Raw genomic sequence first — 14,109 nt, 5'->3', positions numbered from 1 at the left:
CTGGGGGATGGTGTATATGACTAAACAGGGGCTTAAGGAAAGCACTCAACAATATAAAGCGAACTGGCAAAACCTGCCCGATAAGGTGCCTGAAGTTAAAAACTACCAGGGTTGGGATCATATGCGCTGCGATATGAAGGCGGGACGTTAGACGATGAATAATTTATGCGCAGGGCTAGCCGGATGTCAGGTCAAAGGGTCTTCGACGCAGGTGATTTCAATGCTCTGAACACAAAAGAGGGCTTTCTATTTCTAACCCGGGCAATGTTTACGGTCATGATTATTACAAGCTCATAAATCCCCGTACAACAGTGCGGGGATTTACGATTAAGAGACAGCCCGTTCAGAAGGGGGAGACAACACCACTCAGGCTTTAACCATCTCTTTTTCGATAAGCATAATCAGGATGTGGATCACTTTAATGTGGATCTCCTGAATACGATCGGCGTAGCCGAAATGCGGCACGCGGATTTCCACATCGGCGGAACCCGCCATCTTGCCGCCGTCTTTCCCGGTCAGCGTGATGACTTTCATCCCCTGAGCGCGGGCCGCCTCAATCGCTTTGATCACGTTGCCGGAGTTGCCGGAGGTGGAAATGCCCATCAGCACATCGCCAGCGCGCCCGACGGACTCAACGTAACGCGAGAACACATACTCATAGCCAAAATCGTTGCTGACGCAGGAGAGATGGCTGACATCGGAAATCGCAATTGCCGGATAGCCCGGACGGTTATCACGGTAGCGCCCGGTCAGCTCTTCAGCAAAATGCATGGCGTCGCAATGAGAACCGCCGTTACCGCAGGAAAGCACTTTACCACCGGCTTTGAAGCTGTCCGCCAGCAGGACGGCCGCGCGCTGGATCGCGTGGATATTGGCTTCATCTTGCAGAAAGTTAGCCAGTGTTTCCGCTGCTTCGTTCAGTTCGTTACGAATAAGATCCTGGTACATGAGGATAATCCTTCAGCATTTAAGAGAATAACCTCGGCAGTGTACCGGATAGCAGGATAAGCGAGAAGCGTCACGCTGGGGAATCCCGTTTACTTTTGATTTTCCGTGCCCCGCTTTACGACAACTCTGTGAGCCAGGTTGTAATTATTTTGTAAATACATTGCTAAAAGAAATAACATCCACTACAACCATATCATCACAAGTGGTCAGACCTCCTACAAGCAAGGGAGCTTTTCTTTATGATGATTTTGAGTATTGTTGCAACCGTTGTTTTACTCGGCGTGCTCTTCTATCACCGGGTTAACCTGCTGCTCGGCAGCCTGATACTTCTGGTCTGGACAGGCGCGCTGGGCGCGGCTGGCCTGTGGAATATCTGGCTGCTGCTGCCGCTTGCCATCATTCTGGTGCCGTTCAACCTGGTGTCGATGCGTAAAGCGCTGATCTCTGCGCCCGTCTTTCGCGCCTTCAGCAAAGTGATGCCGCCGATGTCGCGTACTGAAAAAGAAGCGATTGATGCAGGCACCACCTGGTGGGAAGGCGATCTGTTCCAGGGCGACCCGGACTGGAAAAAACTGCACAACTACCCGCAGCCGCGTCTGACCGAAGAAGAGCAGGCGTTCCTCGACGGCCCGGTTGAAGAAGCCTGCCGGATGGCGAACGACTTCCAGATAACCCACGAAATGGCCGATCTGCCGCCGGAACTGTGGGCCTGGCTCAAAGAGCATCGCTTCTTTGCGATGATCATTAAGAAAGAGTACGGCGGGCTGGAGTTCTCGGCCTACGCCCAGTCTCGCGTACTGCAAAAACTTTCCGGCGTTTCCGGTATTCTGGCCATCACCGTTGGCGTACCGAACTCCTTAGGCCCGGGCGAGCTGCTGCAGCACTACGGCACCGATGAGCAGAAAAACCATTATCTGCCGCGTCTGGCCCGTGGTCTGGAAATCCCCTGCTTTGCGTTGACCAGCCCGGAAGCGGGTTCCGATGCGGGCGCCATCCCGGATACCGGCGTGGTTTGCATGGGCGACTGGCAGGGCGAACAGGTACTGGGCATGCGCCTGACCTGGAACAAACGCTATATCACGCTGGCGCCGATCGCGACCGTACTGGGTCTGGCGTTCAAGCTGTCCGACCCGGATAAACTGCTGGGCGACGATGAAGACCTGGGCATTACCTGCGCGCTGATCCCCACCAACACGCCAGGTGTCGAGATTGGCCGCCGCCACTTCCCGCTGAACGTGCCGTTCCAGAATGGCCCAACGCAGGGGAAAGACATTTTCGTCCCTATCGATTTCATTATCGGCGGTCCGAAAATGGCCGGTCAGGGCTGGCGTATGCTGGTGGAATGCCTCTCCGTGGGCCGCGGCATTACGCTGCCGTCTAACGCCACCGGTGGTCTGAAATCCGTCGCGATGGCGACAGGCGCTTACGCGCACATCCGCCGTCAGTTCAAAATCTCTATCGGTAAAATGGAAGGGATCGAAGAGCCGCTGGCGCGTATTGCGGGTAACGCCTATGTGATGGACGCCGCCGCATCGCTTGTCACCTACGGCATTATGCTGGGCGAGAAACCGGCCGTGCTGTCCGCTATCGTGAAGTATCACTGTACTCACCGTGGTCAGCACTCCATCATTGATGCGATGGATATTGCTGGCGGTAAAGGCATTATGCTCGGCGAAGGCAACTTCCTGGCCCGTGCCTATCAGGGCGCACCGATCGCCATCACCGTTGAAGGGGCTAACATTTTGACCCGCAGCATGATGATCTTCGGTCAGGGCGCCATTCGCTGTCATCCGTACGTCCTTGAAGAGATGGCGGCTGCGCAGAATAAAGACCTGAACGCCTTTGATAAGCTGCTGTTCAAACATATCGGCTACGTCGGCAGCAACAAAGTACGCAGCTTCTGGCTCGGCCTGACCCACGGCCTGACCAGCCGCACGCCAACCAGCGACGCCACGAAGCGTTACTATCAGCACCTGAACCGCCTGAGCGCTAACCTCGCCTGGCTGTCGGATGTATCGATGGCGGTGCTGGGCGGTAGCCTGAAGCGTCGCGAGCGCATCTCCGCCCGTCTTGGCGATGTGTTGAGCCAGTTGTACCTGGCGTCTGCGGTACTGAAACGCTATGACGACGAAGGTCGCAATGAAGCGGATTTACCGCTGGTTCACTGGGGCGTACAGGACGCGCTGCATCAGGCGGAGCAGGCGATCGACGATTTGATCCGCAACTTCCCGAACCGCTTTATCGCTGGCGCGATGCGTATGGTCATTTTCCCGACCGGTCGCCATTATCATGCGCCTTCCGATAAGCTGGATCATGTTGTGGCGAAGATCCTGCAAACACCGAGCGCAACCCGCTCACGCATCGGTCGCGGCCAGTACCTGACCCCGAGCGAGCATAACCCGGTAGGCCTGCTGGAAGAAGCACTGGTCGACGTGATGACGGCCGATCCTATCCACCAGCGTATCTGTAAAGAGATGGGCAAAAATCTGCCGTTTACCCGCCTGGACGAACTGGCCCGCCACGCGCTGGCAAAAGGGTTAATCAACCAGGATGAGGCGGAGATCCTTATCAAAGCAGAAGTCAGCCGTCTGCGCAGCATTAACGTTGACGACTTCGAGCCGGAGGCTCTGGCAACCAAACCGGTAAAGCTGCAGGAGAAAGTCCGCAAGGTTGAAGCGGCGTAAACATAAGCCTCTCCGTAATCGCGCCCGGCAATGTCATGCCGGGCGCTTTTTTTTTACGCTGTCGCCACCCTGAAAGCCTGCAAACGGTATCCCGTCGCGGCATAAATCAGAGCAAAAACCATCGAACTGAAACAGAACACGCTGTAGGGCAGATAGCTGAACGTCGGCACGCCCAGCGTTGTCGCCATATAGAGTCCCGCCGCAGACCACGGAATAATCGGCGCGCTCATCGTCCCGAAATCTTCCAGCGTCCTCGCGAGCACCAACGGCGAAAGATTGAGATCCTCAAACTTCTTCAGCATCAGCTCAGAAACCACAATCTTGTTCAAACCGTCCGAACCCGTCAGCAAATTGATGATGACCGCCAGCACGCCGCTGGTGAGAATGGCACCAAAGACGCTTTTGATCCTGTTCGCCGCGCTTTGCAACGTCACGTCCATCATCCCCGTGCCGGTCAGGATCCCGGCGAACATCATCGCGCAGATAATGAACGAGAGGAAACCGCCCTGATTATTCAGCCCGCCCTGCTCCAGCAACTCTTTCACGGAGGGAAGAAGATTTGTCGCATCGGTTATCATGTCCAGGCGAAAGCCACTCATCGTCGACTTAATCCCTTCCGCCAGCGGAAAGCCCTGATAGAGCCAACCGACCAGCACGGCAACAAACGCGCTGCTTAACAACGCGGGCACGGTCGGCAGGCGCAGAAAGGTAAAGCAAAGCACAATGATCATCGGTAACAGCGGCAACACGCCAAACTTGTACAATCCTTTCAGTTGAACCAGCATTTGCATACTTTCCGGCGAAATCGTGCCGGATGACGTATGAACCATCCCAAGCCAAGTAAAAAACAGCAGGCTAATGATCGTTGAAGGTATTGTGGTCCAGAGCAGATATTTAATCAGATCATAAAGCCGGGTTTTGGTCACCGCGGAGGTCAGGTTAGTGGTATCGCTCAGAGGAGATAGCTTATCGCCAAAGTAAGCGCCCGTGACAATCGCCGCCGCCAGGATCGGAAGATCGGCGTGTAATCCCGAACCAATGCCCATTAACGCCACGCCGATAGACGCTACCGACCCCCATGACGCGCCTGAGACGTAGGACAGTACCGCATTCAAAATAAACGCGATAACGTACAGCCACGTGGGTGAAACCAGCAACATGCCGTAATAAACCAACATCGGCAACGTTCCGGCAAAACTCCAGGTGGCAACCATAAAACCAACAAAAATAACAATCAGCACCGGCGCCATAACCGCTGAAATTTTATCGATGATGAATCCCTGTATTTCATCCCAGGTATATTTCAGTTTAGACATCGCTATGATGCAGGAAAAAGCGGCGGAAATTAACAAACATACGCTGGCAGGCCATCCCATAACGCCTATGCCGAAAACTAAAACAACTGCCATGAAAATAATGGGCGTGAGCGCCACATAAAAACCGGGTTTTTCTCTCATGGTGATTCTCCAGGTCAAAAGACCTTAACGCGGTTTCGCACAAGACGTGCCTGAACATTCTGGATATCCACCTCTGATACGCGCGTATTGCTCTTTATCGCAATCGCCGCGGCGGTACCGGCGCCTTCGCCAGTCACAATGCAGCACCCCATATTTCTGATGGTGGCATAGGCAAAGTTATCCGCATCAATCGCCCGCCCGCAGACCAGCAAGTTCTCCACATCGCGCGGAACCAGCGCGCCATAAGGAATGTGGAAATAGCGTGGCTCCAGCGGCAGTTTTAAACGCCCATTACCGTCGATAAATTCCGGGAAAATACCGATAGAATCCGTATGGCGTCCTTCCTGACAAATATCCTGCTCCGTCAGCTGTGTACGCCCGGAAATATGTCTCGATTCCCGCGTTCCCACCGTCATCCCAAAATTCTTCAGCTGCGCGCGCTCAAACCCCGGCTGGAAACGGCGAAGCACCTCTATTGCCTGCATCGCCTGTTTGCGACCTTCAATTTCAGCACGCGTCAAATCAAAGACATCGGTGCAATCAACCGCAGGAATACTGACAACGTTGAGGTAATTGGCATCGCCATAATCCGTAATCGAACTCCAGGATCCCCCCAGCGTGACCTCCTGGGGAATCAGGCCTGCCGCTTTCCCCTTCGCAAACACTTTGCCAAGATAAGGGCTGAACATTTCCCGGCAGGATTCATGGACATCGTACGACCAGTTCTTGTTCTCTTCATCCGCGCCCCAGTCGCCGTATTTGGGGCGCGTCGCCTCAATACTTTGCATGAAAGCCTGCTTATCGACGTTGGCGCAGCTAAAGACGGTGGTCACACACATCAAGTCTTCCTTGCTGCGTTTAGTGAACGGCGCCCCCGCAAACCAGGCGATATCGGCATCACCGGTACAATCAATAATGACTTTCGCCAGAATGGCCTGACGTCCGGATTTACTTTCGGTAATCACCCCTTGCAGTTCGTCGCCCTCTTTGATGACGTCTACTGCGGAAATGTGCAGCACGCGACGGACGCCCGCGTCTTCCAGCATCGTGTCAGCCACTAACTTAAAGCGTTCAGCATTGATCGCCTGACTTAATGACTGCGGCTCGGGCTGCGACGCGCCTGATTGACGGGCTGTTTCTTCAATTTCACGGGCAATGCCGCCAGATTCCACGGTATTTTCGTGGCGCCACCAGGCGATAGATTCCACCCCAGCGGTCGTCATCATGCCGCCAAAACAGCCGAAGCGTTCGATCAACATGGTGTTCATCCCTTCACGGGCTGCGCTCAACGCTGCCGCTATGCCGGAAGGTCCTCCGCCAACAACTAATACATCCGTTGTCGCCATAACAGGAATGCGCCTGGCAGGTTCAAGATAAAAATCCATACTTTATCTCCGTAATCAAAAATTAAATAAACGAGTCTTCTCGCAAATTAATGCGTGAAAAATAAAGTTACTGTTCAATGTCCATCAACATGCTAATACAGAAAAAAAGTAAAAATCAGCAGTACCCAGTTGTTTTTTATTACTCTCTGGGTGGGAACACACTTTCTCTCTGCCGCGATAAATTACACATTGTGCATTGTAGATAAAGTCACATTTAATTCCCCGAACAGGCGCTCTTTTCCAAAAAGAAACGCCATCTCGCGGAATCTATTTCATAATGAAACATATACTCTAAATAATTCGAGTTGCAGGAAGGCGGCAAGTTCGCGAGTCCCCAAGAGCATAGATAACTATGTGACTGGGGTGAGCGAACGCAGCCAACGCACATGCAACTTGAAGTATGACGAGTATAGCTACTCATCACTGAGTGTTCCTGGATATAAATTATAACTTTTCAACTTCCTCCATAGCGTTGTTCTGCCAATTTTCAATACCTCTGCCGCTTTACTCAGATTCCAGTCACAGACACGGCACACATGCTCGATAGCCTGCATTTCCACTTCAGCCAGAGAAACCAAATGAGACACATCACCTTCGGAGCAATTATTATTCTGACGAATATCTAATGGAATATCCTCTAATTCCAACATCATTTTACCGCAACCCATAAAAATCTTTTCCATGCGGTTCTTAAACTCTGAGATGTTTCCCGGCCAAAAATATTCGAGAAATACGGTATTCGCCTCTGGCGAAATCACCAGCGCCTTGCCCGTTCTGTCCCGATACTTTTCAAGAATCTCATTAATCATATATTCGAGATCTTCGCGTCGCTTACGTAGCGGCGGAATCTCAATTTCATTCATTGAGATCTCATAATAAAGCTGTCGACTGAAGGCGCCTTGCTGAACATAATCGCGCAGTGAACTCCCCGCACAGGTCACCAGGCGAAAACGTACTGGAATAAGGCGATGGCTGTCAGAGCGCATCACCAGTCCGGTTTTCAATACTTTCAACAATACGCTTTGAATTTCACAGGACAGGTACTCCACTTTGTCCAGATACAACGTACCGTTTTGCGCCAGTTCGAATTTCGAGGGGACCGGGCCTGCATCTGAACCCAGCAGTTCATGCAGCATATTTTCCGGGGAGAGCATCTGACAATCCACGGAGATGAACGGCCCGTCCCGCTGCTCGCTCTCATTGTGAATCGCCATCGCCATCGTCAGTTTTCCCACCCCATCTTCCCCATTAATCAGGATAGGCGATGCGGTTTTGATTGCCCTGCGGGCGACATTCAGGACCTGCTTCATTCCCTTTGAGATGACATGCAGGCTGTCAAAGGTAAAGTTTGCGTTCGTACTGATTTGCTGCTGCGCAATTTTGCGTATTTTATCGAGCGGATGCAGGAATAACAGAAATGAGCCGTCACTCAAAGGGCGTAGCGTCACCATTAATTCGATGAACTCGCCGCGACACTCAATCACAATTTGCTTTTGCGGCAGCTTTGTCCGTTGGGAGATGGCGTCATTCAACGCCGGGGGAAAAACAAACTCATGTCTTATATTTTGCCCAATCAGGCTTTCTTTTTTCACATTAAGTAATAACTGGGCCTGCGGATTTACCATTGTAATAACAGAATGTGCATCCCAACAGATAAACCCATCGTCCATGCATTCAATAACGGCATTATGCTGACAAAGGACTTTATTTGTTATTTTTTGCTCACTCTCAATATATATATAATTAGTCACCTCTACCGCACAGGCATGGCATAAATGCAGAAGATGAGCGTCAGATGAAGCCTTTACAATACAAATAATATAACCGTGTATATTGCCACAATAGTCAATCACAGGCGCCGCACTCATCGAAAAGGCATGCAGCGATTCACTAAAGTGCTCAGCCCCCTCCAGACAAGTATATAAATGCGTGTCCCGGCATAAACTGTACACATTGGTGCCGATTTCCTCTTCAGCCCAGGACATCCCGGCCCCCACTCCCAGATGCTGGAGCTGCGCGGCGAGTTTATCAGATGACTGCACGTGCAGCGCCCAGCCATGCGGGTCGAGCACCACCAGCGCAATGTCATTTCCAGCCACCAGCGTGAAGGTGTCCTCCACCACACGTTGCGCCACTCTGATAAATTCAGCATTTCTGCTAAATATCATTTGTAAAGTCTGGCCCGATGCCTTTACTGGCGTTTTCCAGCGACGGGGATCACAATGTTTCAAACATTTTTGCCATGATCGTAGCGTTGCCGAATTAACAGAACCTTCGGATGCCCATCCATGATGCATAAACATTTTCCATTTATTTTTTAAATCATGGTGATATGACGCTTTATCCATATTTAAACATCCATAATTATTAATTGCATTTCTTGTATCAAAAATAGCTGATAACCAGTTTGATCAAACGCAATAATTCTTTGTCTGCTTTTTCAAAAAAAATAAAAAGCCTTGTAACTATTTAATATCTCACCCACACTTAAACAAATATAATGATTTGAGGCAGGGAAATAAACTGATAAACAAAATGAATTATGAAACTGCCAGCGTCATCAGGAATCCCAGGCAAAAACCCCGATGAACTTCATAATGAAACACTCGCGCCTCCACAACTGTTTCACTATGAAACAGCTTATCTATATTTGTTCCAGCCATCTATTTCTTCAAAAATATTTAACTACCGGGTGCCGACGTTTGTTTGCTGCCCTTACAACCGTAAATATCAGGAGAGAAAATATGGCGAGGATGCGTGCAATTGAAGCCGCCGTCGAAATACTGAAAAAAGAAGGCATTAGCGTTGCTTTTGGCGTGCCGGGCGCAGCAATCAACCCGTTTTATGCGGCAATGAAAAAGTTAGGTGGTATCGACCATGTGCTCGCGCGTCACGTGGAAGGGGCTTCGCATATGGCTGAGGGTTATACCCGAGCCCACGGCGGTAACATCGGTGTATGTGTCGGCACGTCCGGCCCTGCCGGTACCGATATGATAACGGGGCTGTATGCCGCCTCTGCCGATTCGATTCCCATTCTCTGTATCACCGGCCAGGCGCCGGTCGCGAAACTGCACAAAGAGGATTTCCAGGCCGTTGATATTGAAGCCATTGCCACTCCAGTGACCAAAATGGCGTGCACAATTCTCGAAGCCGCGCAATTACCCGGTATTTTTCAGAAAGCCTTCTGGGAAATGCGCTCTGGCCGACCAGGGCCGGTTCTGCTGGACCTGCCGTTTGATGTACAAATGGCGGAAATTGAATTTGATATCGATCTATACCAGCCGCTTGCTCCATGGCGCCCTCAGGCGACGGTCGCCCAGGCTGAACGCGCCCTGGCGATGTTAAACCAGGCAGAAAAACCGATCATTGTCGCGGGCGGCGGCGTTATTAATGCCGAAGCCAGCGAATTGCTGCGTGAGTTTGCTGAACTGACAGGCGTGCCCGTTATCCAGACCCTGCGCGGTTGGGGTACGCTGGCAGACGATCATCCGCTGATGATTGGCCGTATGGGATGTCAGGCAGGGCACCGTTATGGCAACGCCAGTTTCCTGGCCAGTGATTTTGTCTTTGGGATTGGGAACCGTTGGGCCAACCGCCACACCGGGGCACTCGAAACCTATACCGAAGGTCGCAAATTCATCCATGTGGATATCGAGCCCGCACAGATTGGCCGTATTTTCGGCCCCGACCTCGGCATTGTGTCTGACGCGCACGCCGCACTCACGCTGTTCATCCAGGTTGCGCGTGAGATGAAAGCGCGTGGCGAATTGAAAGATCGCCACGTCTGGGCCGCCGAGTGCGCCGAGCGCAAGCGCACCTTACTGCGTCGGTCTGATTTTGACAGCATGCCGGTCAAGCCACAGCGGGTATACCATGAGATGAATAACGTCTTTGGCCCTGAAACTCGCTATATATCAACCATTGGTCTGGCGCAGATTGCCGCTAACCAGTTCCTGCGCGTCTATCGCCCTCGTCACTGGATTAACGCCTGCCAGGCGGGTCCATTAGGATGGACGATGCCTGCCGCGCTCGGGGTGGTGAAAGCCGATCCTTCCACCCCTGTGGTCGCTATCTCCGGAGATTACGACTTCCAGTTCTTAATTGAAGAGCTGGCCGTGGGTGCGCAGTTTAATCTGCCCTATATTCATGTATTGCTTAACAACGCCTACCTCGGGCTGATTCGTCAGTCGCAGCGCGCTTTCGATATTGACTACTGCGTGCAGTTATCGTTCGAGAACATTAATGCGCCAGAGCTGAATGGCTACGGCGTCGATCATAAATCCGTTGTCGAGGGTTTAGGCTGTAAAGCCATTCGCGTTTTTGAGCCTCAGGATATTGAACCTGCGTTACGTGAAGCCCAGCGCCTGCGTGATGAATTCCGGGTGCCGGTGGTGGTGGAGATCATTACTGAGCGCGTCACCAATATCGCTATGGGGCCGGATATTAACAAAGTTACCGAGTTTGAAGAAATTATCGATCTCTGAGGAAACAGGAATATGGCAAAATTTGCAGCGAATTTATCCATGCTTTTTACCGAGTATCCGTTCATTGAACGTTTTGCCCATGCAAGCAAAGCCGGTTTTCACGGTGTGGAATATCTTTTCCCTTACGATTTTTCAGCGGATGAGCTTGTCGGACAACTTAGCGCCCATAAGCTGACGCAGGTACTGTTCAATCTTCCGGCCGGAAACTGGCAGGGCGGCGAGCGTGGTATTGCCTGTCATCCAGACCGTGTGGAAGAGTTTCGGGCGGGCGTAACGCAGGCGATTGAGTACGCGCAGGCTCTGCACTGCTCACAGGTAAACTGCCTGGCCGGAAAACAACCTGCCGGATATTCCGTGGAGCAATGCCACGAAACGCTGGTGAAAAATTTGCGTTACGCCGCAGAGCAGTTGGCTGATGCGAACATCAGGCTGGTGCTGGAAGCGATTAATACCACGGATATTCCTGGTTTTTTTGTTAACAACACGCAGCAGGTACTGAATATTCTGCACGATGTTAACCATCCTAATCTGCGTTATCAGTACGATATCTACCATATGCAAATTATGGAAGGAAACCTGGCAACCACGCTTAAACATAATCTGGAGAAAATTGGCCATATTCAGCTGGCTGATAACCCAGGACGCCATGAACCCGGCACCGGAGAAATTAATTACCCCTGGCTTCTGGGGTATATCGATAAGCTCGGTTATCAGGGCTGGATTGGTTGCGAATATACCCCCTCGTCCACCACGGTTGACAGCCTTCACTGGCGTAATACCAGCAACAACGATTAATTCCTGAGGAGAAGATGATGAATATTGGATTTATCGGCACCGGTATTATGGGGAAACCCATGGCCTGGAATTTACAACAGGCGGGTCATACCCTGCGGTTTTCTGAACATTTCGAACCCGCGCCGTCAGAGCTGCTCAACGCGCGCGGCATTGCCTGTAAAACCCCTGCCGAGGTCGCCCGCGGTAGCGAAATTATTATCACCATGCTGCCCGATACCCCTCACGTTGAGGATGTGCTTTTCCATTCGGAGTACGGCATCGTACACGGGTTATCGGCAGGGAAAATCCTCGTCGATATGAGCTCTATTTCGCCGGTGGCTACCAAAGCATTCGCCCAGCGCATTTCCGCAACCGGCGCTGAATACATTGATGCCCCCGTGTCCGGCGGCGAAGTCGGCGCCAAAGCGGGCTCGTTATCGATTATGGCAGGCGGCAGTGACGACGCTTTTCAGCGCGTAAAACCGCTGCTGGAGGTGATGGGAAAAAACATTACCCTGGTCGGCAACGTCGGCGACGGCCAGACCTGCAAAGTCGCCAATCAGATTATTGTCGCACTTAACATTGAAGCGGTTGCAGAAGCATTGCTCTTCGCGGCCAAATCCGGCGCCGATCCGGCCCGCGTCCGCGAAGCGCTAATGGGCGGATTTGCCGCATCCCGGGTGCTGGAAGTTCACGGAGAACGCATGATCAAAGGAACCTTCGATCCGGGTTTTCGCATTAGCCTGCACCAGAAAGACCTTAATCTGGCGCTGGAAAATGCCCGTTTGCTGAAGGTGGCGCTGCCCAACACCGCCACCGCACAGCAGCTGTTCAGCTCCTGCGCCGCCCACGGCGGCAGCGACTGGGATCATTCGGCGCTTATCCGCGCGCTTGAAGAAATGGCCAATTTTTCTATTCGCCAGTAATCACCCGAAGGGAACCGCAGGTTCCCTTTTTTCATCGCCTGATTTCCACCCTGGCACTATCTGAAAGAGAACCTCCGATGAAAATAATTATCTCTCCTGATTCCTTTAAAGAATGCCTTCCCGCCTGGAAAGTCGCCGAGTCGCTGGCAACCGGATGGCGCAATGTTCTGCCCAACAGCCACCTGGTTTGCCTCCCCGTGGCTGACGGCGGCGAAGGGACGCTCGACACGCTCATTCATGCGACCGAAGGCACTTACTACGAGAAAATCGTTACCGGGCCGTTGGGCGAACCGGTCAATGCCCGATTCGGCCTCCTCGGCAACCAGCCGACGGCGGTGATTGAAATGGCGCAAGCATCAGGCCTGGAGTGCTTAACGCCTGCGCAACGCGACCCGCTGCGAGCCACCTCCTTTGGCACCGGAGAATTGATTCTTGCTGCCCTGGAGCATCCGATCGAATCGATTATCGTCTGTCTCGGCGGTAGCGCCACGAATGATGGCGGTGTCGGGATGATGTCCGCCCTGGGCGCGGCATTTTTAGATGAACACGGAAACCCTGTCGTTCAGGGGGGCGCGGGTTTATCGGCTATTAAGGAAATAGACCTTAGCCGTCTGGACCCGCGCCTGAAGCAGGTTAAGGTGATTGTCGCCTGTGATGTCACTAACCCACTCACAGGCAGTAACGGCGCAACTCAGGTCTTTGGCCCACAAAAAGGGGCCACTGAGGACATGCTCGTCCGTCTGGAACAAGGGATGGGTCATTATGCCCGTCAGCTACAGCGCTGCTGCGGCAGGGATATCGGCGCCATCCCAGGCGCTGGCGCCGCAGGCGGTACGGGGGCCGCATTACTGGCCTTCCTTGATGCCCGCCTGCAGCCAGGTATCGACATGGTGCTGGAGGCCATTCACTACCATGAACACCTGACTTATGCCTCGTTAGTGATTGTCGGCGAAGGCAAGATGGACAAACAAAGCCTCAACGGAAAAGCGCCCATTGGCGCGGCGCGTATGGCGCAGAAAATGGGCGTACCGGTTATTGCCATCGCAGGCTATGTTGAGCGTGAGCTTAGCGCATTACGGGAGTGCGGCATTGAGGCCTGTTTCTCGGTCGTCAATGGTCCGTGCGATCTCCCGACCGCGTTGCGCGAAGGCGAGGTCAATTTGATTCAGTTAGGCGAGAATCTGGCAGGGTTTTATCGTGCGGTGTTAAGTTAAGCTAACCTCAACCCCGGCTTTCGCCGTAATGCTTGTCAGTCAAGCCCTGCGGGTCATTCCGTTCACTGTATGACCTGCTGATTCTCTCACTTCACATCCTGTGAACGGGATAAGGGGCCACCACGGCCCCTTGTATCCTGAAGTTTGTCTAAAATATCCACGACTAGATTTGGCAAGGTGTGTGCAGCCTGATGGCCCCTGGGGTTTAAAGCCCGTTGATAAGCGACTGGCACACAC

9 protein-coding genes are annotated in these 14,109 nt (G+C 52.5%); 5 read left to right on the top strand and 4 right to left on the bottom strand.

What is annotated here, in order from left to right; all coding sequences use genetic code 11:
- Nucleotides 1-366: 366 nt before the first annotated feature.
- On the bottom strand, nt 367-948 hold the full coding sequence (gene lpcA / locus JO226_RS10800) for a D-sedoheptulose 7-phosphate isomerase (protein ID WP_293567438.1): 582 nt from the start codon (nt 946-948) through the stop codon (nt 367-369).
- A gap of 239 nt (nt 949-1,187) precedes the next feature.
- Here lpcA and fadE point away from each other — a divergent pair, with 239 nt between their 5' ends.
- Nucleotides 1,188-3,632, top strand: a complete 2,445-nt coding sequence (fadE, locus tag JO226_RS10795) for an acyl-CoA dehydrogenase FadE (protein ID WP_293567435.1) — start codon at nt 1,188-1,190, stop codon at nt 3,630-3,632.
- Nucleotides 3,633-3,685: 53 nt separating this feature from the next.
- Here the strand turns inward: fadE and nhaC are convergent, their stop codons facing one another.
- The 3 genes from nhaC to dhaR form a co-directional block, all read right to left on the bottom strand.
- Entirely contained in the window at nt 3,686-5,089 is a 1,404-nt protein-coding gene (gene nhaC, locus JO226_RS10790; RefSeq protein ID WP_293567432.1) for a Na+/H+ antiporter NhaC, read from the bottom strand.
- A gap of 14 nt (nt 5,090-5,103) precedes the next feature.
- Complete coding sequence (locus JO226_RS10785; RefSeq protein ID WP_293567429.1) at nt 5,104-6,474, bottom strand: FAD-dependent oxidoreductase; 1,371 nt, start codon at nt 6,472-6,474, stop codon at nt 5,104-5,106.
- A gap of 413 nt (nt 6,475-6,887) precedes the next feature.
- Nucleotides 6,888-8,822, bottom strand: a complete 1,935-nt coding sequence (gene dhaR / locus JO226_RS10780) for a dihydroxyacetone kinase operon transcriptional regulator DhaR (RefSeq protein ID WP_293567426.1) — start codon at nt 8,820-8,822, stop codon at nt 6,888-6,890.
- 396 nt (nt 8,823-9,218) lie between these two features.
- Between dhaR and gcl the strand changes: the two genes are divergently transcribed.
- The 4 genes from gcl to JO226_RS10760 all read left to right on the top strand — a co-directional run bounded on the left by gcl (nt 9,219) and on the right by JO226_RS10760 (nt 13,872).
- Nucleotides 9,219-10,958 (top strand): glyoxylate carboligase, encoded by a 1,740-nt coding sequence (gene gcl / locus JO226_RS10775; protein WP_293567423.1) that lies wholly within the window; start codon nt 9,219-9,221, stop codon nt 10,956-10,958.
- 12 nt (nt 10,959-10,970) lie between these two features.
- On the top strand, nt 10,971-11,753 hold the full coding sequence (gene hyi, locus JO226_RS10770) for a hydroxypyruvate isomerase (protein ID WP_293567420.1): 783 nt from the start codon (nt 10,971-10,973) through the stop codon (nt 11,751-11,753).
- A 14-nt stretch (nt 11,754-11,767) separates the two neighbouring features.
- Nucleotides 11,768-12,658, top strand: coding sequence for a 2-hydroxy-3-oxopropionate reductase (locus JO226_RS10765; protein ID WP_367273554.1), 891 nt, complete (start codon nt 11,768-11,770; stop codon nt 12,656-12,658).
- 77 nt (nt 12,659-12,735) lie between these two features.
- Entirely contained in the window at nt 12,736-13,872 is a 1,137-nt protein-coding gene (locus JO226_RS10760) for a glycerate kinase (protein WP_293567418.1), read from the top strand.
- Nucleotides 13,873-14,109 lie beyond the last annotated feature (237 nt).

It is taken from the genome of Pluralibacter sp., assembly GCF_019237635.1.
Taxonomy (GTDB): Bacteria; Pseudomonadota; Gammaproteobacteria; order Enterobacterales; family Enterobacteriaceae; genus Enterobacter_B.
This window is presented reverse-complemented; position numbering and strand designations above follow the sequence as displayed.